The 21,780-nt window shown below is 73.8% G+C and carries 21 protein-coding genes and 1 riboswitch; of the genes, 11 read left to right on the top strand and 10 right to left on the bottom strand.

Annotated elements, in window-relative coordinates; all coding sequences use genetic code 11:
• Nucleotides 1-173: 173 nt before the first annotated feature.
• Entirely contained in the window at nucleotides 174-1,217 is a 1,044-nt protein-coding gene (locus ACFC1F_RS35425) for a peptidoglycan DD-metalloendopeptidase family protein (protein ID WP_376164676.1), read from the bottom strand.
• Between the two features lie 5 nt (nucleotides 1,218-1,222).
• Nucleotides 1,223-1,380, bottom strand: a riboswitch (cyclic di-AMP (ydaO/yuaA leader).
• Nucleotides 1,381-1,690: 310 nt separating this feature from the next.
• Here ACFC1F_RS35425 and ACFC1F_RS35420 point away from each other — a divergent pair.
• Nucleotides 1,691-3,244, top strand: coding sequence for an MFS transporter (locus ACFC1F_RS35420; protein ID WP_376164674.1), 1,554 nt, complete (start codon nucleotides 1,691-1,693; stop codon nucleotides 3,242-3,244).
• 7 nt (nucleotides 3,245-3,251) lie between these two features.
• Here the strand turns inward: ACFC1F_RS35420 and purB are convergent, their stop codons facing one another.
• Nucleotides 3,252-4,682 carry an adenylosuccinate lyase gene (gene purB, locus ACFC1F_RS35415; protein WP_209412576.1) on the bottom strand — a complete coding sequence of 477 codons (1,431 nt, stop codon included), beginning with the start codon at nucleotides 4,680-4,682 and terminating at the stop codon, nucleotides 3,252-3,254.
• 133 nt (nucleotides 4,683-4,815) lie between these two features.
• On the bottom strand, nucleotides 4,816-5,325 hold the full coding sequence (locus ACFC1F_RS35410) for an SRPBCC family protein (protein ID WP_376164678.1): 510 nt from the start codon (nucleotides 5,323-5,325) through the stop codon (nucleotides 4,816-4,818).
• An 87-nt stretch (nucleotides 5,326-5,412) separates the two neighbouring features.
• On the opposite strand from ACFC1F_RS35410, the gene ACFC1F_RS35405 reads away from it, so the two are divergent.
• Nucleotides 5,413-5,997: a TetR family transcriptional regulator gene (locus ACFC1F_RS35405; protein WP_376164672.1), complete on the top strand. Its 585-nt coding sequence runs from the start codon at nucleotides 5,413-5,415 to the stop codon at nucleotides 5,995-5,997.
• 49 nt (nucleotides 5,998-6,046) lie between these two features.
• Here ACFC1F_RS35405 and ACFC1F_RS35400 read toward each other — a convergent pair whose 3' ends face one another.
• The 3 genes from ACFC1F_RS35400 to ACFC1F_RS35390 form a co-directional block, all read right to left on the bottom strand.
• Entirely contained in the window at nucleotides 6,047-6,502 is a 456-nt protein-coding gene (locus ACFC1F_RS35400) for a MarR family winged helix-turn-helix transcriptional regulator (protein WP_209412578.1), read from the bottom strand.
• 84 nt (nucleotides 6,503-6,586) lie between these two features.
• Complete coding sequence (locus tag ACFC1F_RS35395; RefSeq protein ID WP_148641474.1) at nucleotides 6,587-7,006, bottom strand: DUF3037 domain-containing protein; 420 nt, start codon at nucleotides 7,004-7,006, stop codon at nucleotides 6,587-6,589.
• Nucleotides 7,003-7,758: a HipA family kinase gene (locus ACFC1F_RS35390; RefSeq protein WP_174315593.1), complete on the bottom strand. Its 756-nt coding sequence runs from the start codon at nucleotides 7,756-7,758 to the stop codon at nucleotides 7,003-7,005. The genes ACFC1F_RS35395 and ACFC1F_RS35390 overlap by 4 nt, the downstream gene beginning before the upstream one ends.
• 171 nt (nucleotides 7,759-7,929) lie before the next feature.
• On the opposite strand from ACFC1F_RS35390, the gene ACFC1F_RS35385 reads away from it, so the two are divergent.
• Nucleotides 7,930-9,288: an NAD(P)/FAD-dependent oxidoreductase gene (locus ACFC1F_RS35385; protein WP_209412580.1), complete on the top strand. Its 1,359-nt coding sequence runs from the start codon at nucleotides 7,930-7,932 to the stop codon at nucleotides 9,286-9,288.
• A 72-nt stretch (nucleotides 9,289-9,360) separates the two neighbouring features.
• On the opposite strand, the gene ACFC1F_RS35380 is transcribed toward ACFC1F_RS35385, so the two are convergent.
• Both ACFC1F_RS35380 and ACFC1F_RS35375 read right to left on the bottom strand, forming a co-directional pair.
• On the bottom strand, nucleotides 9,361-10,539 hold the full coding sequence (locus ACFC1F_RS35380; RefSeq protein ID WP_376164669.1) for a GDSL-type esterase/lipase family protein: 1,179 nt from the start codon (nucleotides 10,537-10,539) through the stop codon (nucleotides 9,361-9,363).
• 165 nt (nucleotides 10,540-10,704) lie between these two features.
• Nucleotides 10,705-12,042: an aminotransferase class I/II-fold pyridoxal phosphate-dependent enzyme gene (locus tag ACFC1F_RS35375; protein WP_376164667.1), complete on the bottom strand. Its 1,338-nt coding sequence runs from the start codon at nucleotides 12,040-12,042 to the stop codon at nucleotides 10,705-10,707.
• A 34-nt stretch (nucleotides 12,043-12,076) separates the two neighbouring features.
• On the opposite strand from ACFC1F_RS35375, the gene ACFC1F_RS35370 reads away from it, so the two are divergent.
• From ACFC1F_RS35370 to ACFC1F_RS35345, 6 genes are all read left to right on the top strand, one after another.
• On the top strand, nucleotides 12,077-12,739 hold the full coding sequence (locus ACFC1F_RS35370) for a pyridoxamine 5'-phosphate oxidase family protein (RefSeq protein ID WP_376164665.1): 663 nt from the start codon (nucleotides 12,077-12,079) through the stop codon (nucleotides 12,737-12,739).
• A gap of 11 nt (nucleotides 12,740-12,750) precedes the next feature.
• Nucleotides 12,751-13,374 carry an FMN-binding negative transcriptional regulator gene (locus tag ACFC1F_RS35365; RefSeq protein WP_376164663.1) on the top strand — a complete coding sequence of 208 codons (624 nt, stop codon included), beginning with the start codon at nucleotides 12,751-12,753 and terminating at the stop codon, nucleotides 13,372-13,374.
• Nucleotides 13,375-13,578: 204 nt separating this feature from the next.
• Nucleotides 13,579-14,913 carry a sugar porter family MFS transporter gene (locus ACFC1F_RS35360; protein WP_374106033.1) on the top strand — a complete coding sequence of 445 codons (1,335 nt, stop codon included), beginning with the start codon at nucleotides 13,579-13,581 and terminating at the stop codon, nucleotides 14,911-14,913.
• Nucleotides 14,914-15,030: 117 nt separating this feature from the next.
• On the top strand, nucleotides 15,031-15,732 hold the full coding sequence (locus tag ACFC1F_RS35355) for a dienelactone hydrolase family protein (protein WP_376164661.1): 702 nt from the start codon (nucleotides 15,031-15,033) through the stop codon (nucleotides 15,730-15,732).
• Between the two features lie 85 nt (nucleotides 15,733-15,817).
• Entirely contained in the window at nucleotides 15,818-17,095 is a 1,278-nt protein-coding gene (locus ACFC1F_RS35350; RefSeq protein ID WP_376164659.1) for an MFS transporter, read from the top strand.
• A 72-nt stretch (nucleotides 17,096-17,167) separates the two neighbouring features.
• The gene (locus ACFC1F_RS35345) at nucleotides 17,168-17,728 is read left to right on the top strand and encodes an HAD domain-containing protein (protein ID WP_376164657.1); all 561 of its coding nucleotides are present in this window, start codon (nucleotides 17,168-17,170) and stop codon (nucleotides 17,726-17,728) included.
• Here the strand turns inward: ACFC1F_RS35345 and ACFC1F_RS35340 are convergent.
• Together ACFC1F_RS35340 and ACFC1F_RS35335 are read right to left on the bottom strand one after the other, a co-directional pair.
• Nucleotides 17,706-18,494, bottom strand: coding sequence for a CPBP family intramembrane glutamic endopeptidase (locus ACFC1F_RS35340; RefSeq protein WP_209412588.1), 789 nt, complete (start codon nucleotides 18,492-18,494; stop codon nucleotides 17,706-17,708). The two genes, ACFC1F_RS35345 and ACFC1F_RS35340, sit on opposite strands and share 23 nt — an antisense overlap.
• 76 nt (nucleotides 18,495-18,570) lie before the next feature.
• Nucleotides 18,571-20,073: a glutamate--cysteine ligase gene (locus ACFC1F_RS35335; RefSeq protein WP_209412589.1), complete on the bottom strand. Its 1,503-nt coding sequence runs from the start codon at nucleotides 20,071-20,073 to the stop codon at nucleotides 18,571-18,573.
• Between the two features lie 368 nt (nucleotides 20,074-20,441).
• On the opposite strand from ACFC1F_RS35335, the gene ACFC1F_RS35330 reads away from it, so the two are divergent.
• Together ACFC1F_RS35330 and ACFC1F_RS35325 are read left to right on the top strand one after the other, a co-directional pair.
• Nucleotides 20,442-21,014 carry a hypothetical protein gene (locus ACFC1F_RS35330; RefSeq protein ID WP_376164654.1) on the top strand — a complete coding sequence of 191 codons (573 nt, stop codon included), beginning with the start codon at nucleotides 20,442-20,444 and terminating at the stop codon, nucleotides 21,012-21,014.
• Between the two features lie 486 nt (nucleotides 21,015-21,500).
• A complete protein-coding gene (locus ACFC1F_RS35325; protein WP_148641485.1) occupies nucleotides 21,501-21,692 on the top strand; it encodes a DUF5999 family protein in 192 nt (63 codons plus the stop codon).
• Nucleotides 21,693-21,780: the final 88 nt, after the last annotated feature.

Genomic DNA, 21,780 nt, shown 5'->3' with positions numbered 1-21,780 from the left:
CCGGGCGGCGGCCCCGGCCCGCTTTGGCGTTTCGGGCGCGGGGCCGGCCTGGGCGTGTCCCGCGCCCGTTGTTCCGCCGTAGGTGCGGAGATCACCCGGTCGAGCGGTCACCCGACATGACCATCCCGGAGATCACTTCGCCCTGCACCCTGCGGTGGTCTCTGCCCGGAGGGTCAGATGGAGACGCCGTGCGCCCGGAGGTAGGCGATCGGGTCGATGTCCGAGCCGTACTCCGAGCCGGTGCGGATCTCGAAGTGCAGGTGCGGGCCGGTCACGTTGCCGGTCGCACCGGAGAGGCCGATCTGCTGGCCGGCGGTGACGGTCTGACCGATCTTCACGCCGATCGAGGACAGGTGCGCGTACTGGGCGTACTTGCCGTCGGCGAGCTTGATCTCGACCTCGTTGCCGTAGGCGCCGCCGTTGCCGGCCTTCACCACGGTGCCGGCCGCGACGGCGCGCAGCGGGGTGCCGGTGGAGGCGACGAAGTCGGCGCCGGTGTGGTGGCCGGAGGCCCACATCGAGCCGGCCACGCCGTAGGCGGTGCCGAGCTTCGGGTTGGCGATCGGGGAGACGTAACCGGAGGTGCTCGCCACCGCGGCCGGGGCCGGGGCGGGGGTCTGGGCGGCGGGCTTCGCGGCGGCCGGGGCCGGCTTGACGGCCGGGGCCTGCGCGGGCTTGGCGGCCTGGACCGGCTTCGGGGCGGCGGCCGGGGCGGCCGGCTTCACGGAGTCCTGCGAGGCGGACTTCGCGGGGGCGGCCGGCTTGGCAGCGGCGGGGACGGCGGCCGGGGCGGCAGCGGCCTTGGCGCCCAGCGCGAGCTTCTGACCCGGGAAGATCAGGTTCGGGTTGGTGCCGACGACCGTGCGGTTGTGGTCGTACAGCGCCTGCCAGCCGCCGTCGACGTGCTTGGCGTTGGCGATCTTCGACAGGGTGTCCCCGCCGACGACCTTGTAGCTCTCCTCGGCCGGGGCGGCGGCGGGAGCGGCGGCCGGGGCGGGGGCCTCGGCCGCCGGCTGCGCGGCGGCGGCCGGGGCGGCGTCGACGCTGGTGGCGCCGGTCCAGGTGCTGGTCTGCGCGGGCTTCGCGGCCGGCGCGGTGTGGGCCTGGGCGCTGATGGTGGTCACCAGCGGAAGGGCGAACGCGGCGCCGGTGACGGCGGTGGCGATACCGATGCGGGCGGCGCGGGGCAGGGCGATACGACGAGCCTGTACGGCCATGGGGGATTTCCTCTCCGACGCCTGCGAGGTGAGCTGTCGGGTTCGGGCTGGAGTTGCCCGGCCGCATGCGCGGCTTCACCCCAAGCCGGACCGTGAATTCCGGTCCGGCGACTTACCTTTGGGTCCCCCGCTCCTGCCGTACAGAGTTCAGTTCGTACCACCGGGCAGCGGCAGGACTAGGCGTTCCACCCGGTGGCCACCCGGGCCAACGCCGGGCGGTCGCTGAACTAAAACCCATCCGTCCGGGTGAAGCAATGTCGATCTCTTGAACCGGCAACAAAAGCCGGGGACACAGTGACGCTCCGAATGATCGGCTGCACAGTACGTGCACAATCGATTAACCGCGCGCCACTGATCCACGACGCTCCGCCGATTTCGGTGTCCGTCCGCATGCGATCACCTACGGAAAGCCATTCACCGACACACCCCCGGTGACCCTTGTCACGTCAGCCCCCGGGGCGGACGATCGGGCCGTGGCCACCTCCGAGGCCGGCACCCTGCGCCTGGGCACCGCGCAGGGCCGCTGGGTACTACTGGCGACGGTGCTCGGCTCCAGCATGGCGATGCTCGACGGCACGGTCGTGAACGTCGCCCTGCCCCGGATCGGCACCGATCTCGGCGCCCCGCTCGCCGCCCTGCAGTGGACGCTCAACGCCTACCTGCTCACCCTGGCCGGGCTGATCCTGCTCGGCGGCGCGCTCGGCGACCGGTACGGCCGGCGCCGGGTCTTCCTGCTCGGCGTGGTCTGGTTCGCCGCCGCCTCGGCGGCCTGCGCCGCCGCGCCCACCATCGAGGTGCTGGTCGCCTCCCGCGCCGTCCAGGGAATCGGCGGGGCCCTGCTCACCCCCGGGTCACTGGCGATGCTCCAGGCCGTCTACCACCCGGACGACCGCTCGGCGGCGGTCGGGCTCTGGTCCGGCCTCGGCGGGGTGTCGGCCGCGGTCGGCCCCTTCCTCGGCGGCTGGCTGGTGGACGGCCCGGGCTGGCGGTGGATCTTCCTGCTGAACGTCCCCCTGGCCGCCCTGGTCGTCCTGGTGGCCGCCCGCCACGTGCCGGAGACCCGGGACGAGAGCGCGACCGGACGGTTCGACGTGCTCGGCGCGGCGCTCGCCGCACTGGCCCTCGGCTCCGTCACCTACGCGCTGACGGCGGCGGGCGACGGGCTCTCCGCCGGGGTCTGGGTGACCGGCGTGGCCGGGCTGCTGCTGGGCGCGGCCTTCGTCGTGGTCGAACGCCGCACCCGGGAGCCGATGCTGCCGCTCGGCCTCTTCTCCTCCCGGCTGTTCACCTCGGTGAACCTGGTCACCCTCTGCGTCTACGCCGCCTTCAGCGGGGTGTTCTTCCTGCTGGTCGTGCAGCTGCAGATCGTCTCCGGCTTCTCCCCGCTGGTCTCCGGGCTCGCCCTGGCGCCGATCACCCTGCTGATGCTGACGCTCTCCGCCCGGGCGGGCCGGCTCGGCAAGCGGATCGGCCCCCGGCTGCCGCTCACCGTGGGCCCGCTGCTCTGCGCGGTCGGCGTGCTGCTGATGCTGCGGATCGGCGCGGACGCCTCGTACTGGACGGACGTGCTGCCGGCCGTCACCGTGATGGGCTGCGGGATGGTGTTGCTGGTCGCACCGCTGACGGCGACCGTGCTGGCGGCGGTGGAGGTCCGGCACGCGGGCATCGCCAGCGGTGTCAACAACGCCGCCGCCCGCGCGGCCGGCCTGCTCGCGGTCGCGGCACTGCCGGCACTGGCCGGGCTCAGCGGCGACGCCTACCGGGTGCCCGCCTCGGTGGACGCGGCCTTCCACACCGCGATGCTGATCTGCGCCGGACTGCTGGCCACGGGCGGGCTCATCGCGGCCGCCACCGTCCGCGGCAACGTCCTCGCTCCCGAGGACCATCCGGTGGCCGAGCCGGACTGCCGCTACTCCTGCGGCACCAACGCCCCGCCGCTGGACCCCGGCCACCCCGGCACCGCGACGGCCCCCGAACACGGCGAGGGCCCCGCCACCGGATCGGCGACGGGGCCCTCGAAGGCCTGACGTAACGTCAGAGGATGTCACCGGGCGCGTACTTGGCGGCCTCGGGGTAGGCGGCGGCGACGGCCTCGACCCGGCGGACCACCTCGGCCACCTGCGCACCGGCCGCGCCGGTGAAGGAGAGCCTGTCGGCGAGCAGCGCGTCCAGGGCGGCCCGGTCCAGCGGGATGCGCTCGTCCGCGGCCAGCCGGTCCAGCAGCTCGTTCTCCCGGGCACCGGCCCGCATGGCGAGCGCCGAGGCGACGGCGTGCTCCTTGATGACCTCGTGCCCGGTCTCCCGGCCGACGCCCGCGCGCACCGCGCCCATCAGCACCTTGGTGGTGGCCAGGAACGGCAGGTAGCGGTCGAGCTCGGCCTCGATCACGGCGGGGAAGGCGCCGAACTCGTCGAGGACGGTCAGGAAGGTCTCCAGCAAGCCGTCGAAGGCGAAGAACGCGTCCGGCAGCGCGACCCGGCGGACCACCGAGCAGGAGACGTCGCCCTCGTTCCACTGGTCGCCACCCAGCTCGGCGGTCATCGACGCGTACCCGCGCAGGATGACGGCCAGGCCGTTGACGCGCTCGCAGGAGCGGGTGTTCATCTTGTGCGGCATCGCGGAGGAGCCGACCTGGCCCTCCTTGAACCCCTCGGTGACCAGCTCGTGGCCGGCCATCAGGCGGATCGTCTTGGCCAGGCTGGACGGCGCGGCGGAGAGCTGCACGAGGGCGGTGAGCACCTCGAAGTCCAGCGAGCGCGGGTAGACCTGGCCGACGGAGGTCAGCACGTTGTCGAAGCCGAGGTGGCCGGCGACCCGGCGCTCCAGCTCGGCGAGCTTGTCGGTGTCGCCGCCGAGCAGGTCCAGCATGTCCTGGGCGGTGCCGACCGGGCCCTTGATCCCGCGCAGCGGGTAGCGGGCGATCAGCTCCTCCAGGCGGCGGAAGGCGACCAGCAGCTCGTCGGCGACGGTCGCGAAGCGCTTGCCCAGCGTGGTGGCCTGCGCGGCGACGTTGTGCGAGCGGCCGGCCATGACCAGCTCGGCGTGCTGGGCGGACAGCCGGCCCAGGCGCACCAGCACGGCGACCGTCCGGTCGCGGACGTGCTCCAGCGACTGGCGGATCTGCAGCTGCTCGACGTTCTCGGTCAGGTCCCGGGAGGTCATGCCCTTGTGGATCTGCTCGTGGCCGGCGAGCTCGCTGAACTCCTCGATCCGGGCCTTCACGTCGTGGCGGGTGACCCGCTCACGGGCGGCGATCGAGCCGAGGTCGACCTGGTCGATCACCCGCTCGTAGTCGGCGACGGCGCCCGCGGGCACCTCGACGCCGAGGTCCTGCTGGGCCTTCAGGACGGCGAGCCACAGGTGGCGCTCAAGGACCACCTTGTGCTCGGGGGACCACAGCTGGGCCAGGGTCGCCGAGGCGTACCGGGAGGCCAGGACATTGGGGATCTGGGGCTTCGCGCTCACGCTTCGCAAGCCTAACAGCCGAGGTCAGCCGGAACGCCGCCGGATCGGGTGGGCCGGACCGCCATCCTCTCGCGGCCCGCACGCGGCGGCCGCACCCCCTCCCCACAACGCCCGCCCACCCCGACCACCCCGCTCACCCCGCGCCCCGTCGCGCCCCGGCCCGCAGCGCCCGTCGCAGCAGCCTGACCAGCGGGCTCCAGCGCGCCGGCCGGGCCACCGCGCCCGTGCAGGCGCGTTCGGCCCGGTCCATGGCGTCCTCGATCAGCGCGTCGTGCAACGGCCGGAAGAGCAGCGGCCAGCTCAGCAGCGCCGGGCCGCGCGCGTGCATCGCCAGGGTGTGCCGCAGCACCGTCCGCCCGCCGTCCGCCCGGTGGACGGTGCACTCGTGGAAGCCGTCGAAGCCGCGCGGCCCGGTGAAGGCGAACCGCACCCACCGCCCGGGGACGTACGCCGCCACCGTGTACCGCACCGGTCCGTGCCCGCCCGCGGCGCCCTCCTCCAGCCCGGGCCGCAGCACCATCGCCGGCCAGCCGGAGACCGGCCAGAGCCGGTCCGCCGGACCGGCGGCCAGGCTGTCCACCAGCGCGCCGACCTCGTCCTCCCCCGCCGTCAGAACCCGCTCGTGCACGTTGACCACGGCCAGCCCCGCCACAGCACCACCCCGGTTCCCCGGCCTCCCCGGCCGGTTATAGAGAGAACTCTCCAATACCGGCACAGTACTCTCCCCCACATGCCCAGGCCACCCCGGTTCGACGAATCCCTGCTACTGGACGCCGCCACCCGCCTCGCCGCGGAGGCCGGACCGGCCGCCGTCACCATGGCCGCCGTCGCCAAGGCGGCCGGCGCCCCCAGCGGCTCGCTGTACCACCGGTTCCCGCACCGGCCCGCCCTGCTGGCCGCGCTCTGGCTGCGCGCCGTGGAGGACTTCCAGACCACCTGGCTGGAAGCCCTCGAAACACCCGGCGACCCGGCGACGGCGGGTACGGCGGCGGCCCGCGAGGCGGTCGCCTGGTGCCGGCGGAACCCCCTGCGGGCCGCGCTGCTGTCCTACGGGCCGGACGACTTCGGGCGCGCCGAGTGGCCCGCCGAACAGGCCGCACGGGCGGACCGCGGCAACGCCGGGATCCGGGCGGCGGTGGCGGCGTTCACCCGGCGGCTCGACGCGACCGCCCCGGTGGACGCCGCACGCGTGGCCCTCGCGCTGGTGGACCTGCCGCTCGCCATCGCCCGCCGTCACCTGCGCGCCGGCGCGACCCTGCCCCCGTACGCCGAGGAACTGGCCGAGAGCACGGCCCTGCGCCTCCTGGCGCCCTGACCCGCGCCCGGCGGGGCGGGGGCGGAAGCGCGGGCGGGGCGGTCGGGGACTACTGACCGCCCGCGGCCCGGCCGGTCAGCACCGGCAGCACCTGGGCGCAGATCGAGTGCAGCGACACCCGCTGGTCGTCCGTCATCGCCTCGAAGGCCTGGTGGGTGCGGGCCATCTCGGCCCGGATCAGGCCCAGGATCTCCCGGCCCTGCCCGGTGATCACGACGATCTTGACCCGCCGGTCACCGGCCGCCGCCTCGCGGTTGGCCAGGCCCAGCGACTCCAGCCGGTCGACGATCCCGGTCACGTTGGAGGCGTCGCAGCCGAGCCGCCCGGCCAGCGCGCGCATCGGCACCGGCTCCTGCACCGCGCCGAGCGCCTTCGCCTGCGAGGAGGAGAGCCCGTGCCGGGCCGCCGCGGCCGCGAAGTCCTGGAAGTAGGCGGCGCCGACGGCGGCCAGCGCCTCCATCAGCTCGGCGTTGGTCGGTACGGTCGTCGTCGCTGTCGAACCCATGGGGTCAGCGTACGGCCGAGTGCTTCAGCAACTCAAGCTTTGACCACGGCAAAGGTCCTCGGGCCAACCGCCCGAACGGCACCTCTAGAGCACCAGCTGGTCGAAGAGCCGCCGCAGCTCCGCCTCCGGGTCCGCCGTCAGACCGGTGTGCACCGGGCCCGGCTGGACGACCGCGCTGCGCGGCGCCGTCAGCCAGCGGAACCGCTGCCCGGGGCTGTCGGCCGCGGCCGGACCGGCCGCCGGACCGCCCGCGCAGACCGCCTCGATCCCGTGCAGCGCCCGCCGCACCCCGGCGACGTCCGCCACCGGGTCCAGCGCCAGCAGCCGGGCCTGGTCCAGGTGGGTCCGCGCGGCCAGGTGCGCGCTCTGCCGGCAGTACAGCAGCACACCGACGTTGACGCACTCGCCGCGCTCGACCCGCGGCACCGCCCGGATCACCGCGTACTCGTAGTCGTGCAGTTCGGCGACGGCCGGCAGGGCGGCCGGCGGTACGGACCCGGTCATGCGGACACCTCCGGCAGCCAGTCGCGCGGACCGGCCAGTCGCCCGGTCAGCTGGGCGCGGTACGCGGCGCGCACCGCCTCGGGCGAGTCGAACCCCGGCTCGTCCACCAGCCAGACGTCCGGGATCTGCGCCACCGCCGCCTCGACCGCCGCCTCGGCGAGGGGGGCGAGCGCCTTGTCCGCCGCCACCAGGTCCGGTTCGGCCCGCAACAGCGCGTGGTCGGAGGCGTCGTACGGGCGGCGGACCCACCCGGCGGCGCCGGCCCAGTGGTGGTGGAAGATCAGGCTGGCGCCGTGGTCGATCAGCCGCAGGCCGCCGGTGGCGACCAGCAGGTTGGGGTTGCGCCAGGAGCGGTCCACGTTGCCGATCAGCGCGTCGAACCAGAGCACCTGCCCGGCCAGACCGGCGTCCACGTCGAAGCAGAGCGGGTCGAAGTTGAGCGCACCGCTGACGAAGGCCATGCCCAGGTTGACGCCGCCGCTGGCCCGCATCTGGTCCTGGACCTGCGGGTCGGGCTCGCTGCGGGCGAGCACCGGGTCGAGGTCGACCGTGACCAGCTCCGGCACCGGCAGGCCGAGCCGGCGGCCGAGTTCACCCGCCAGTACCTCCGCCACCAGGGCCTTGCGACCCTGCGCGGCGCCGACCCATTTCAGCGCGTAGAGCCGCCGGTCGTCGGCCTCGACCAGGCCCGGCATCGAGCCGCCTTCTCGCAGTGGGGTCACGTAGCGGACCGCCGTCACCTCGGGGAGCACGCCGGACAGCCTATCGGGCACCTGCGCGGCCGGTGCCCTCCCGGACGGCGTCCGCCACCGCCTCCGCCATCCGCGCCGCCCCGGTGGCACCCCGCACCGCACCGTGCCAGTGTGGCGGGCAGTAGTGGCCTCGGACCCCGCGCGGTACGACCTGCACTGTGAGGATGAGCGATGGAACGATCTCGGATCCTGATCGTGGGCGGCGGCTTCGCCGGACTGGAGTGCGCTCGCCGCCTCGAACGCAAGCTCTCGCCCTCGGAGGCGGAGATCTCGCTGGTCACGCCGTTCAGCTATCAGCTCTACCTGCCGCTGCTGCCGCACGTGGCGGCCGGCGTCCTCACCCCGCAGTCGGTCGCGGTCTCGCTGCGCCGGTCGCTGCGCCGCACCCACATCGTCCCGGGCGGCGCGATCGGGGTCGACCCGCGCTCCAAGGTCTGCGTGGTCCGCAAGATCACCGACGAGGTGGTCGCGCAGAAGTACGACTACCTGGTGCTCTCCCCCGGCAGCGTGACCCGCACCTTCGACATCCCGGGCCTCACCGACTACGCCCGCGGCATGAAGACGCTCGCCGAGGCGACCTACGTCCGTGACCACGTGATCGCCCAACTCGACCTCGCCTCGGCCACCCTGGACCAGAAGGAGCGCGAGTCCCGGCTCCAGTTCGTGGTGGTCGGCGGCGGCTACGCGGGCACCGAGACGGCGGCCTGCCTCCAGCGCCTGACCACCGCGGCGGCCCAGCGCTACCCGCGGCTGGACGCCCGGCAGATCAAGTGGCACCTGATCGACATCGCCCCGAAGCTGATGCCCGAGCTGGGCGACGCCCTCGGCACCGCCGCCCTGGAGGTGCTGCGCGGCCGCGGCATCGAGGTCTCGCTCGGCGTCTCGGTGGCCGAAGTCGGCGCCGAGTCCGTCAAGTTCACCGACGGCCGGGTGCTCCCCTGCCGCACGCTGATCTGGACGGCGGGGGTCGCGGCCAGCCCGCTGATCGGCACCCTGGACGCGGAGACCGTCCGCGGCCGGGTCGCGGTGACCGCCGAGATGCGGGTGCCGCAGTTCGAGGGGGTCTTCGCCCTCGGCGACGCGGCCGCGGTGCCGGACCTCGCCAAGGGCGACGGCGCGGTCTGCCCGCCGACCGCCCAGCACTCGGCCCGCCAGGGCCGGGCGGTGGCGAACAACGTGATCGCGGCGCTGCGCAACCAGCCGCTGGAGCCGTACTACCACAAGGACTTGGGCCTGGTGGTGGACCTCGGCGGCAAGGACGCGGTGTCCAAGCCGGTCGGTGTCGAGCTGCGCGGCGTCCCCGCCCAGCTGGTGGCCCGCGGCTACCACCTGATGGCGATGCGCACCAACGTGGCCAAGTTCCGGGTCGGCGCCAACTGGCTGCTCAACGCCACCGCCGGCGACGACTTCGTCCGCACCGGTTTCCTGGCCCGCCAGCCCGCCCGGCTGCGCGACTTCGAGTACACCGACGCCTACCTGACGAAGGATCAGGTGCGGGCGCACGCCCAGGCCCTGCTCGCCAAGGGCTGACCCGAACCGGCACAGCCGCCGCCCCCTGCCCCCGATGACCGGGGGCAGGGGGCAACGTCCTTTCCGCACGGGCTACTTCGCGGTCAGGTACATCCCGCTAGCATCCTGCCCCGCCGTGTTGCGGCACGCGTAGTTGCCGCTCGGCCGCGCGTACAGCAGGGTCAGGCACTGCCCGAGGGCCTGCTGGCCGTAGTAGTTGGGGTGCATCGACTCCTGCACGGTGCCCTGCGAGGAGCTGAGCCCGGCGTCCACGAACCGCGCCCACTCGCTGGTGGTGGCGGAGGGGGCGGTGGTGGACGTCGCCTGCCGGGTCGCCTTGGAGCAGACCTCACGGCCCTGGAGCATGTCGCCGAGGTCGAGGAACTGCGCACCCTTCGAGGCCGCGACGCCCGCCAGCGCGCGGGAGATCTGCGGCACCAGCGAGTCCCGCGCCCAGTCGGCGTCCCCGTTCCAGAACGGGCACCCGCCGGTGTCGGAGCGGCTCCAGCCACTCTCCGGGTAGCGCATCTCCGCGCTGCGCGGGATCGGCGAGGGGTAGGACTGCAGCACGATCCGGTAGTCCCCGGCCGTGTAACCGGCGCCGGACATCACGGCCCGGATCTCGTCCAGCGCCTTGCCGACGCCGGCCATAGCGGCGGGCATCCGGGAGTCGATCGCGGCCTGCTGGTCGTCGTTGCAGTAGGAGTACCAGACCAGGTAGTCGGAGACGCAGGTCGTGATCACATCGGAGAAGCCGAGGTCGTTGCCGCCGATCGAGAGCGTGATCAGCTTGACGTTGTACTGGCTCGCGACGGCCGCGAGCTGGTCGGCCTGCGGGGCCTCGCCCTTGAACGACTGGCCGCCGTTGGCGGCGCGGTAGACGTTGGCGGCGACGGCTCCGGAGCAGGCCAGGTTGAGCTGGGTCTGCGTGACGGGGGCACTGCGGACCTCGGCGACGTCCGAGCGGTCGCACCCGCTCGCGTAGGTCGCGCCGTACACCCGGGCCGGATCGTACGCACTGCCGGTCCAGGCCCGGTCGGTACTGGCCCGACTGCCGCTGGTGACAACGGAGTTGCCCTTCCAGCGGCCGGCCTCGCCGGAGATGTAGCTGTCACCCATGCTGACGCTGGCCGTCGCACCGGAGGGCGTGGCGGCCCGGGCGGGGGCGGCGGCGAAGGCGACCAGGCCGGCCGCGCTCAGCGGAAGGGTGAGGACTGCGGCGAGCAGTCGCCTCGTGAAGCGGGTGGTTCTGCGGGTGATGCTCGAACACATTTCGGGCACGGCGGAACTCCTGCGGTCGGTCTCGCCCGCTGTGTGGGGGCGGGGAGACGCGTAGGTGAGGGTAGGCCGCCGGCCGGTGGCGAGGAGAACATGACATGCCCGCGCTTGTTACCGCTAGGTATCTGCACCAGGTTTCTCGCTGTGTTACCGGTCGGTTCAGATCAGTCGCGAGACGTCACCGCCCGTTCCCAGTACGGCCGCCAGATCGTCGGCCAGCCGCCGCGCGTCGGCGGGATCCAGCTCCGCCACGGTGATCCGCAGGCCGGGCGGGGACTCCACGCGGAACCGCGCTCCGGGCGCCGCGACCCAGCCTCGCTGCACCAGCGCGCCCAGCACGGTGGTCTCGTCCGGGACCGGCACCCAGACGTTGAGCCCGCTGGCGCCGTGGGCCTCGATGCCGCGCGCGGCCAGCTCGCCGATCAGCGCGTCCCGCCGCGCCCGGTAGGCGGCGGCCACCCGCGCCGGCGGCGCGGCGTCGGCGCGCCACAGTTCGGCGACGGTGCACTGCAACAGGTGGCTGACCCAGCCGGCGCCCAGCCGCTGGCGCCCCAACACCCGCCCGATGGTCTCCGCATCCCCGACCGCGTAGGAGAGCCGGAGGTCCGGCCCGTACGCCTTGGCCGCCGAACGGACCACCGCCCAGTGCTCCGACCCGGCGCCGGCCAGCGGGTGGTAGGGCTGGTCGACGATGCCGTGGCCGTGGTCGTCCTCGATCAGCAGCACGCCGGGGTGCTCGGCCAGCACCGCGCGCAGCGCCTGCGCCCGCCCGGCGGTCAGCGCGGCTCCGGTCGGGTTCTGCGCCCGGCAGGTGACGATGACCGCGCGGGCGCCGCCCTCCAGCGCCCGGGCGAGCGCGTCGGGCAGCGGCCCCTCGTCGTCCAGCCGGACGGACGCGGCGCGCAGCCCGAGCGCCGGCAACAGGTCCAGCAGGCTCCCCCAACCCGGGTCCTCGACGGCGACGGTGTCGCCGGGGCGCAGCCGGGTGACGAGGATCCGTTCGATGGTGTCGAGCGAGCCGGAGGCGATGGCGACCGGACCGGCGGGCAGGCCGTCGGCGCGGAACCCCTCGGCGGCGAGGGCGAGCAGCCCGGGGTCGGCGGCGGGGTGGCCGTAGCGAACCGGGTCCCGGCGGGCGGCCTCGGCCGCGGCGGCGAGGGCCGGGGTGAGGTCGGGCAGCTGCGCCGGGTCCGGGTTCCCGTTGGAGAGGTCGCGGGCGTGCGGCGGGACGGGCATCCGGATCTGGTCGCGCGGGGTGGTGGCGGGCCGCGGGCGGATCCGGCTGCCCTTGCGGCCGGCGGTCTCGATCACGCCCCGGTCGCGGAGCAGCCGGTAGGCGGCGGCGACGGTGTTGGGGTTGACGCCGAGCTCGCCGGCCAGGTCGCGCAGCGGGGGCAGCGCGGTACCCGGCGCGAGCCGTCCGGAGCTGACGCCCTGCTCGACGTCGGCCGCGATTTCGCTGGCGCGCCGCCCCTTGATCGGATAGTCTCCTAGCACAAAACAGATTATGCACTAGTACATAGAGGTTGTCATGTCAGGCAGCGCCGCGTCCTACTCCCGCACCCCGCGCACCACCCCGACCCGCTACAAGGAGCGTGCGACCTGGGAGCAGGACGCCATCCACGCCATTCTGGACGCCGGCTACCTCTGCCACCTCGGCTTCATGGCCGACGGCGCCCCGGTCGTGCTGCCGACCATCTACGCCCGGGTGGGCGACCGCCTCTACATCCACGGCTCCACCGGCAGCCGGCCGATGCGCGGCGCCAAGGGCGACGAGGGCCTGCCGGTCTGTGTCACCGTCACCCTGGTCGACGGCCTGGTGCTGACCAAGTCCGCCTTCAACCACTCGATCAACTTCCGTTCGGTGGTCGCCCACGGCACCGCCCACCAGGTGACCGACCCCGAGGAGCTGTCGGTCGCGCTGGACGCGCTGGTCGACCAGACCGTCCCCGGCCGCTCCGCCGAGGTCCGCCCGGCCAACGCCAAGGAGCTGGCCGCCACCGCCGTCATCCGCCTCGTCCTGGACGAGGTCTCCGCCAAGACCCGGGCCGACGGCGCCGACGACGACGAGGAGGACCTCGGCCTCCCGCACTGGGCCGGCGTGGTGCCGGTGACCACGGTGTACGGCACGCCCGTGCCGCACCCCTCCACCACCGTTCCGCTCCCCGCGCACCTGCGCGACTTCACCGGCTGACGGGCCCGCCGATGCTGATCAGGTCCTGGGACAGGGGCGACGAGGCCGAATGGCGGGCCTGGCTCGCCGAGGGGCGCGACTTCGGCCTGCTCGCCGCCAACGGCCGCGACGGCGAGGGCCCGGTGCTGGTCCCGACGCACTTCCTGCTCGACGCGGAGGCCGGCGAGATCCTGCTCCACCTCGCCACGCCCAACCCGCTGCTCGCCGCCGTCCGCGCCGACCCCGCGGTGACCCTCGCGGTGACCGACGACTACGCCTTCGCCCCCGGCCACTGGCGCGGCGAGCCGGGAACGCCGACCAGCTACTACGCCTCGGTGCACTTCGTCTGCACGGCCGAGGTCGTCGAGGACGCGGCCGGGAAGGCGCGGATCCTCAACCGCCAGCTGGCGCACTTCCAGCCGGAGACGCCGGACACCCGGGTCACCCCCGGTGACGGCCCGTTCGGCCGGCTCCTGCCGGGCCTGCGCGGGCTGCGGCTGACCGTGCGCGAGGTGCGGGCCAAGTTCAAGTACGACGACAAGAAGCCCGTCCACGAGCAGCACGCCCTCGCGGACCGGCTCGCCGCGCGCGGGCACGGCCGGGACGCGGGCGTCCGCGCCCAGCTGCTCCGCCGCAACGCCCGCCGTACGGGGTAACGGCGCTGACGTGACGTCACCCGTTCGGACCCGTTCCCGGGCGGGCCGACGCAACCCCTGATCGAATGTGGGACGAATCCTGCCCATTCGGCCGTGCCGGCGGGCCCGTCCACTCGGGGAGCGCGTGTGACCACCACCCACACCCATCCGGCATCCGGCGAGGCGCACCTCGGGCACGTCGTCTTCATCTCCGCCGCGGCCGCGATGGGCGGGTTCCTGTTCGGCTACGACAGCGCGGTGATCAACGGTGCGGTGACCGGCATCCAGAAGCACTTCGGGGTCGGCAACGGCGAGACGGCCTTCGTGGTGGCCATCGCGCTGCTCGGCTCGGCGGCCGGCGCGGTGGCCGCCGGCCGTCTCGCCGACCACCTCGGCCGGGTCCGCACCATGCTGCTGGCCGCCGTGCTGTTCGCGATCAGCGGCGTCGGCTCGATGTTCCCGCCGACCATCCAGGTGCTCGCCACCTGGCGGGTGGTCGGCGGCGTGGCGATCGGCATCGCCTCGGTCATCGCGCCCACCTACATCGCCGAGGTCGCTCCCACCGCCTACCGCGGCCGGCTGGCCTCCTTCCAGCAGATGGCGATCGTGCTCGGCATCACCGTCTCCCAGCTCGCCAACTGGGCGCTCAACCAGGCCGCCGGCGGGGAGTCCACCGGCCACCTCGGTGGCGTCCAGGCCTGGCAGTGGATGCTCGGCGTGGAGGCGGTCCCGGCCCTGGTCTACGGGCTGATGGCGCTGGCCATCCCGGAGTCCCCGCGCTACCTGATCGCCGACCACCGCGAGGCGCAGGCCCGCAAGGTCCTGCTGGAGGTGGAGGGCGAGGGGGTGGACCTCGACTCCCGGGTCGCCGAGATCCGCGCCGTGCTGGAGTCCTCGCACAAACCCCGGATCAAGGACCTGCTGGGCGGCCGGTTCGGGCTGCTGCCGATCGTCTGGGTCGGTATCGGCGCCTCGGTGTTCCAGCAGTTCGTCGGCATCAACGTGATCTTCTACTACTCCTCGTTCCTCTGGCAGTCGGTCGGCATCAACGAGGCCAACTCGCTGCTGATCAGCCTCTCCACCTCGATCGTCAACGTGATCGGCACCGTGGTCGCGATGGTGCTGGTCGACCGGATCGGCCGCAAGCCGCTCGCGCTGGCGGGGTCGGCCGGCATGGCGCTCTCCCTGGGCACCGCGGCCTGGGCCTTCTCCTACCGGCAGGGCACCGGCGACACCGCCACGCTGGCCGACACGTACGCCACCGTCGCGCTGGTCGCCGCGCACGTGTTCGTGTTCTGCTTCGCCTTCTCCTGGGGCGTGGTGGTCTGGGTCCTGCTCGGCGAGATGTTCCCCAACCGGATCCGGGCGCTCGCCCTGTCCGTCGCCGCCTCGGCCCAGTGGATCGCCAACTGGGCGATCACGGTCAGCTTCCCCGACCTCGCCGACTGGAACCTGTCGGCGACGTACGTGATCTACGCCTGCTTCGCGCTGCTCTCCATCCCCTTCGTGGCCTTCTGCATCAGGGAGACCAAGGGCCGCGCGCTGGAGGAGATGGGCTGACCCACCGCCCGCGGCACCGCCGTCCACGCAACCGTCCACGCCACCCCCGTCCGCACCCCCGTCCGCAGCAGCACCGTCCACGCCGCCGTCGGCGGCCCGTCCCACCGAGAGGAAGCCATGCCTGAGCAGGGCGGCTCCCGGCAGAACGTCACCTTCCCGAGCAACGGCCGCGAGGCCCACGGCTACCTGGCCCGGCCACCGCAGGGCGTCGGCCCCGGCCTGGTGGTGGTCCAGGAGTGGTGGGGCCTCACCTCGCACGTCGCGGCGATGGCGGACCGCTTCGCCGCCGAGGGCTTCACCGTCCTCGCGCCGGACCTCTTCGGCGGCGCGACCACCCACGACACCGCCGAGGCCGCCCGGCTCAAGCGCGAACTCCCGGTCGAGCGGGCCGTGGTGGACCTGCGCGGCGCGGTCGACCACCTGCTCGGGCTGGACGGCGTGGTCGGCGACGCGGTCGGGGTGGCCGGTTTCTGCATGGGCGGCGGCTTCGCCCTGCTGCTGGCCGCCGCCGAGGGCGACCGGGTGGCGGCGGCGGTCCCGTTCTACGGGCTGCCGCCCGACCCGGACTTCGACTACCGGGGCCTGGCCGCCCACGTCCTCGGCCACTACGCCGAGCACGACCGCTCGATCCCGATGGACGCCGTCGACGAGGCGGCGATCCGGATCGGCGAGGCCACCGACGTCCGGCCCGAGATCCACTTCTACCCGGCCGGGCACGCCTTCATGAACGACGAGAACCTGCTTGGCACCTACGACGCGCTCCAGGCCCGGATCGCCTGGCGCCGCACACTCAGCTTCCTCTGGGGGCACCTCGGATAGCCGTCCGGCAGCGGCCCGCGCCGAAGGGCCGGTAAGACCCGAAAACCGGCTGGACAGCTGACAGTTCCCCAGTCATAGTCACCAGGTGCAGAGCCCTCCCCCACCCCCGCAGCGAGGCCGCTTCCCCTGGGCCGGCCGCAACTTCCGCATCCAGACCGCGGCCACCGTGATCAGCGGCCTCGGCAACGCCGGCGCCCCGATCGCCACCGCCTTCGCCGTCATGGAGAGCGGCGGCTCCACCGCCGAGGTCGGCTACGTCACCGCCGCCCGGCTGGTCCCGGTGGTCCTGCTGCTGATGGTCGGCGGTGCGCTCGCCGACCGCCTGCCGCGCCACCACGTCATGGTCGCGGCCAACCTGTTCAGCGCCGTCTCGCAGGCCGTGCTGGCCGCGCTGGTGCTGGCCGGGAACGTCCAGCTCTGGCAGCTGATGCTGCTCTCCGCCGCGGGCGGCGCCGGCCACGCCTTCTACTCCCCCGCCTCCGAGGGCATGATCCTGCAGAGCGTGTCCGCCGAGCACGCCGGCCGGGCCTTCTCGGTCTTCCGGCTGGCGCTCAACTCCGCCCAGATCGGCGGCATGGCACTCGGCGGCGCCCTCACCGCCGCCGTCGGCCCCGGCTGGGTGCTCGCCCTGGACGCCGGCTGCTTCCTGCTCGCCGCCTCGTTGCGGTTCCTCCTGGAGGCCGAGGCCGCCGCGCCCGCCGAACCCGGCGGCGGCATGCTGCGCGACCTGCGCGAGGGCTGGCAGGAGTTCGCCTCCCGCCGCTGGCTCTGGGTGATCGTGCTGCAGTTCGCCGTGCTGATGGCCTGCATCACCGCCGTGGACGCGGTGTACGGGCCGATCGTCGCCGAGCAGCGGCTCGGCGGGGCCCGCGACTGGGGCCTGGCCCTGGCCGCACACGGCGTCGGCCTGGTGGTGACCGGCCTGGTGATGGTCCGCTGGCAGCCGCGGCGGATCCTGCTGGTCGGCAACTGGGGCGTCTTCCTCTTCGGCCTGCCGGCCCTGGCGCTGGCCCTGACCGCGCCGCTGCCGGCCCTGGTCGCGGCGATGTTCCTCTCCGGCGCCGGGGTCACCGTCTTCGGCGTCAACTGGATGATCGCGCTCCAGCAGGAGATACCGGCCGAGGCGTTCTCCCGCGTCTCGGCGTACGACCACCTCGGCTCGCTCTCGCTGGCCCCGGTCGGCACGGCACTGGCCGGCCCGGCCGCGGACACGCTCGGCCTGTCCGGCGCCCTCTGGGCGTGTACGGCGCTCTGCCTGGTGCTGAGCGCCGTCGTCCTGCTCGACCCGCAGGTCCGCCGCCTCTCCCGGCGCACCGTCGGCCGGCCCGCCGACGCACCCTCGGAGCCCGCCTCCGCACGCTGACGCGCCCGGTGCGCCCCCGCGTGCGCCCTCCGGTCCGCAACCACCGACGGGCGCCGCTCGTCCGACCAGGTGATGACAGAGTCACTCCTGGGGGCACCGATGCCGAAGCCGTTGCTGTTCCTGGACGTCGACGGCGTGCTCAACCCGGTCTGCCCGGGGCCGGACGGCGACTTCGACGCGCACACCCTGCTCGGCCACACCGTGCTGCTGTCCGCCCGGCACGGCAGCTGGCTGCGCGAACTGGCCGAGGCGTACGAGCTGGTCTGGGCCACCACCTGGGAGGAGCACGCCAACACCCACGTCGCCCCGGCGATCGGCCTGCCCGACCTGCCGGTGGTCCGCTTCACCGGCTACCTCCCGCAGCCCGGCGACCCGCGGGTGCCGCTGATGGAGCTGTTCTCCGCCCGCAAGTGGGCACCGCTGCTGCGCTACGCCGGCGGCCGCCCGTTCGCCTGGATCGACGACGTCATCCCCGGCCGGCTGGTGCGCAACGCGTTCTGGCGCCGCGACCGCGTCCTGCTCCCGATCGACCCCGGCCAGGGCCTGGAGCGCCGGCACGTCGACCGGCTGCTCGCCCGCCCGCCACGCGCCCCGACCTTCCGGTCGCCGTTCAGCCGGTCGGCAGCCAGCTGACGTGCCCGGCCAGCAGCGCGTACCCGACGAACGCCACCGTGTCGATCAACGCGTGCGCCACCACCAGCGGCATCACCCGCCCCCACCGCCGGTACAGCAGGCAGAACACCGCGCCCATCACCATGTTGCCGACCAGCCCGCCGACCCCCTGGTACAGGTGGTACGAGCCCCGCAGCACCGAGCTGGCCACCACGGCGGCCGGCCACGACCAGCCCAGCTGCCCGAGCCGGCGCAGCAGGTAGCCGAGGACGACGACCTCCTCCAGGATCGCGTTCTGCCAGGCCGAGGCGACCAGCACCGGGATCCGCCACCAGACGTCCGGCAGCCCGGACGGCGCCACCGTCAGGTTGTAGCCGGCCGCCTGCGAGGCGAGGTAGAGCGCCAGCCCGGAGCCGCCGATCGCGGCCGCGACTGCGGCGCCGCGGCCGAGGTCGCGCAGCTTCTGCCCGAGGTCGAAGCCGAGCACCCGCAGCGAGACGCCCTCGCGCACCAGCAGGTAGCCGACCAGGACGACCGGCATGAGCCCGCGGCCGATGTAGTAGAGCTGCCAGGCGAGGTCCAGCCAGGGGCGGCCGGGGGCGCGCGAGGCGTTCAGGGTGGCGACCTGCTGGCCGAGGTTGAGCGTCTCGGTGAGCGAGCCGGTGAAGCTGATCAGCGCGCCGATGCCGCTGGCCCCGAGGGAGAGGCCGAGGACGGTCAGCAGCTCGACGCCGAGCAGCCGACGCGTCGGCTTCGCGGTCTCCGGTTCGGTCGAGGCGGTGGTCACGGCGTGCTCCAGCGGTGCGGCGTCGCTCCGGCCGTCGGCCGACCACCGGAGCGGTCATCCTTCCACAGGAGGGGGACTAACCGACCGGCCAGGTGTGGACGGGCTCGCCGCCGCGCATGTACTCGACGTAGCGCCGGGTCATCGCCGCGAGCGCGGCCGGCCGGTCCATCCCGAACTGCTCGCGCAGCCGGTGGAACGTGGCGCTCTGCCAGGAGGCGCCGTTGACCCGGCGCAGGCAGCGCTGCTCGATGATGCCGAGGTAGCGGTCCCGGTCGGCCGGCTCCACACCCCACTCGTCCAGCCCCTGATGGGCCATCGGGAGCAGTTCGTTCAGGATCAGGTCGACGGCGGGGACGGTCGTCATGCCGCCGCGCCCGGCCCGGCCGTGCCGCGGCCACTGGAAGACCGCGTCGATGCCGTACCGGGCGGCCTGCCGGAAGTTCTCGTCGGCCCGCTCGAACGGCAGCCTGGTCCAGATCGGCCGGGGCTGCTCGGCCAGCACCCGCACCAGGCCGTAGTAGAAGGCCGCGTTGGCCAGCGTGTCGGCCACGGTCGGCCCGGCCGGCAGCGCCCGGTTCTCCACCCGCAGGTGCGGCACGCCGCCGCTGACGTCGTAGACCGGCCGGTTCCACCGGTAGATGGTGCCGTTGTGCAGCCGCATCTCGGCGAGCCGCGGCACGCCGCCGGAGGCCAGCACCTTGCCCGGGTCCTCGTCGTCGCAGATCGGCAGCAGCGCGGGGAAGTACCGCAGGTTCTCCTCGAACAGGTCGTACGCCGAGTCCACCCAGCGCTCGCCGAACCAGGTGATCGGGCGCACGCCCTGCGCCTTGAGCTCCGCCGAACGGGTGTCGCAGGCCTGCTGGAAGAGCACCGGCCTGGTCTCCCGCCAGAGCTCCCGCCCGAACAGGAACGGCGAGTTGGCGCCCAGCGCGAGCTGCGGGCCGCAGATCGCCTGGGCGGCGTTCCAGACCGAGGAGAACCGCTCGGGGGTGACCTGCAGGTGCAGCTGCAACGAGGTCGCCGCGGCCTCGGCGACCATGGTGATCGACTCCAGCTGGAGGTGCTCGACGCCCTCGATGTCCAGCGTGATGTCCTCGCCGCGCGCGGCCAGGATCTGGTCGCTGAGCAGGCTGTAGCGCTGGTTGAGGGACATCGCGTCCAGCCCGGTGTGGTCGTGTTCCAGGGTCGGCAGGATGCCCACCATGACGATCCGCGCGCCGGCCTCGGCCGCCCGCCGGTCGGCGTAGCGCAGCCCGGTGTCGATCTCCTCGCGCAGCTCCTCGAACACGTGGCCGCAGAGCCGGTGCGGGGTGATGTTCACCTCGATGTTGAACTGGCCCAGCTCGGTCTGGAAGTCGCTGGAGCCGATGGCGCTGAGCACCTCCGCGTTGCGCATCACCGGCAGGCCCTGCTCGTCGGCCAGGTTGAGCTCGATCTCCAGGCCCATCACCGCCCGGGGCCGGTCGAAGCGGTCCTCCCGCAGCATCCGTCCGAGCGCGTCGAGACAGGACTGGAGCTTGCGGCGGTAGAGCTGCCGGTCCGACAGGTCAGCCCGCGTCGCCACGACCTTCTCGCCCATGGGTCCCCTCCTCCTGAGCCGCCCGGCCGAGCGACCGTGCATGCATCATGCCCACCTCGAAGATCGATACCCGATTGCTTCGAACGGCTTGCAATGCAAGGAAACTGACGGACTTTCAGCACATCCGCCGACTTGCCCGGCGCCACCGCCTGTGATAAACAGGTCACCCTGCGCACCTGTTCGATAGAATTCGCACTGCGCCAAGGCCGGCCCGCTGCTGCTCCGAAAACCTCGTCGACGGCAGCGGCCGTACCAGCACCGCGATCATGCACAACCGGACACGGCCAGGTCCCGTCACCGACGACACACCGCGCCATGCCGGTATGCCGCACTCGCACGCCGATCTCGCACGGAGAGGCGACCCCGCCATGACTCTGCAGACCCCCCAGCCCCCGCCCAGTGCCCTGCGCGCGGTCCTCGCCGCGCTCGACTCGGAGGACGCGCTGCGCCAACCCGCCGCCGCAGCGCTGCGTCATCCGGCCGGACCGCTGCTCCCCGCGCACCCGCTCGCGGTCCACGTCCTGGACGGGCCGCGCCCGGAGCTCACCGCCGCCCGGCGGACGGGCTGGCGCTTCCTGATCAAGGACGGCAGCGAGGTCGCCGCCGCGGCCGAGGTGGTGCAGGGGGCCGAGGGCCACACCTTCTCCCACTTCACCGCCGGGCCCTACCTGGACTCCACCGTCCGGGCACTGCGCCAGGCCTGGCAGCTCGCCCAGACCTCACGGGCCCGCCGGCAGCCCCGGCTGCTGACCTTCCCGGGCCAGTACGCGACGGCGCTGTGGCTGCACGGACCGGACGCCGACGCGGCATCGGACCTGCTGATCCCGCTGGCGCCGGCCCCGCTCGGGGTCACCGCGCACCGCGCCTACCCCGCGGCCGACCTGCTGCCGGTGCTGGCCCGGGCGCCACTGGGCCGCCCCCTGCTGCTCGGCTCCTCCTGAGCACCCCTCGGCCCGGACGCTCCCGGGCCTGAGCACCCCTCGGCCCGGACGCTCCCCAACCCGAGCACTCCCCTGCCCGAGCGCTCCCCGGCGGGCTCCCCCGCCGGTCGCCCCCCCGGTCGCCGGGTCGCCCCGGCCGGCCGCCGTTGCACGCTCCGCTTCGCCCGCCCCACCCGGACGGGCCATCAGGCATGGCCCCACCGGGCCAGCCACCTGGTGGCCCGTCCGGGCGCTTTTTCCGTCCGCCGCCACCCGAACGGGTGATCTCTGCCCCCGGGTTGTGGCGCATGTCACCAAATGGCTGCGCGATCGTCCCGGGATGCCGACACTGGGAACCAGCGTGGAAGGACCACCTGTCCTACCCACTTGAGCGCCGGTCCACACCTGCCCGGCGCCGGACAGGATCCGACTACCGCGGCGGCTCCCGACGGCCATCCGAACGGCGCCGCACCACGGGGAGGATCGCAGAGCGAAGCGAGGGTACGTATGTGCCAGCACCGTCCTGAGTGCCCGTCGGCCGAGTCCGAGGACCGCGAGGCGGCCGTACCGGTGGCCTGCCACCCGGAGCAGGGTTGGAGCCTGCTCTGCAACGGCGTCCTGCTCTTCGAGGACACCGGCGAACTGCTGCCCGACGGCCGGGTGATCGCCCCGCGCCGCCCCGTCGCCCACGCGGCCTGACCCGCCGCCGGCGGGGGCGGCGGCCGACAGACGCAGCGGAACGGGCAGGGCCCCGGCGGAACACCTCCCAGTCGAAGACCGGGAGTGC

It is taken from the genome of Kitasatospora sp. NPDC056181 (assembly GCF_042266225.1).
In the GTDB taxonomy this organism is placed as follows: domain Bacteria; phylum Actinomycetota; class Actinomycetes; order Streptomycetales; family Streptomycetaceae; genus Kitasatospora.
Note: the sequence above shows the minus strand (reverse complement) of the source record. Positions and strands in the feature narration are given on the sequence as shown.

Bases quoted from the DNA above. Each gene is read 5' to 3' on its own strand.
- ACFC1F_RS35370 (WP_376164665.1), top strand. From the start codon at position 12,077: ATGTCAGGCAGCGCCGCGTCCTACTCCCGCACCCCGCGCACCACCCCG.
- ACFC1F_RS35405 (WP_376164672.1), top strand. From the start codon at position 5,413: ATGCCCAGGCCACCCCGGTTCGACGAATCCCTGCTACTGGACGCCGCC.
- ACFC1F_RS35325 (WP_148641485.1), top strand. From the start codon at position 21,501: ATGTGCCAGCACCGTCCTGAGTGCCCGTCGGCCGAGTCCGAGGACCGC.
- ACFC1F_RS35425 (WP_376164676.1), bottom strand. From the start codon at position 1,217: ATGGCCGTACAGGCTCGTCGTATCGCCCTGCCCCGCGCCGCCCGCATC.
- ACFC1F_RS35385 (WP_209412580.1), top strand. From the start codon at position 7,930: ATGGAACGATCTCGGATCCTGATCGTGGGCGGCGGCTTCGCCGGACTG.
- ACFC1F_RS35365 (WP_376164663.1), top strand. From the start codon at position 12,751: ATGCTGATCAGGTCCTGGGACAGGGGCGACGAGGCCGAATGGCGGGCC.
- ACFC1F_RS35395 (WP_148641474.1), bottom strand. From the start codon at position 7,006: ATGACCGGGTCCGTACCGCCGGCCGCCCTGCCGGCCGTCGCCGAACTG.
- ACFC1F_RS35355 (WP_376164661.1), top strand. From the start codon at position 15,031: ATGCCTGAGCAGGGCGGCTCCCGGCAGAACGTCACCTTCCCGAGCAAC.
- ACFC1F_RS35330 (WP_376164654.1), top strand. From the start codon at position 20,442: ATGACTCTGCAGACCCCCCAGCCCCCGCCCAGTGCCCTGCGCGCGGTC.
- ACFC1F_RS35335 (WP_209412589.1), bottom strand. From the start codon at position 20,073: ATGGGCGAGAAGGTCGTGGCGACGCGGGCTGACCTGTCGGACCGGCAG.
- ACFC1F_RS35345 (WP_376164657.1), top strand. From the start codon at position 17,168: ATGACAGAGTCACTCCTGGGGGCACCGATGCCGAAGCCGTTGCTGTTC.
- ACFC1F_RS35400 (WP_209412578.1), bottom strand. From the start codon at position 6,502: ATGGGTTCGACAGCGACGACGACCGTACCGACCAACGCCGAGCTGATG.
- ACFC1F_RS35360 (WP_374106033.1), top strand. From the start codon at position 13,579: ATGGGCGGGTTCCTGTTCGGCTACGACAGCGCGGTGATCAACGGTGCG.
- ACFC1F_RS35380 (WP_376164669.1), bottom strand. From the start codon at position 10,539: ATGTGTTCGAGCATCACCCGCAGAACCACCCGCTTCACGAGGCGACTG.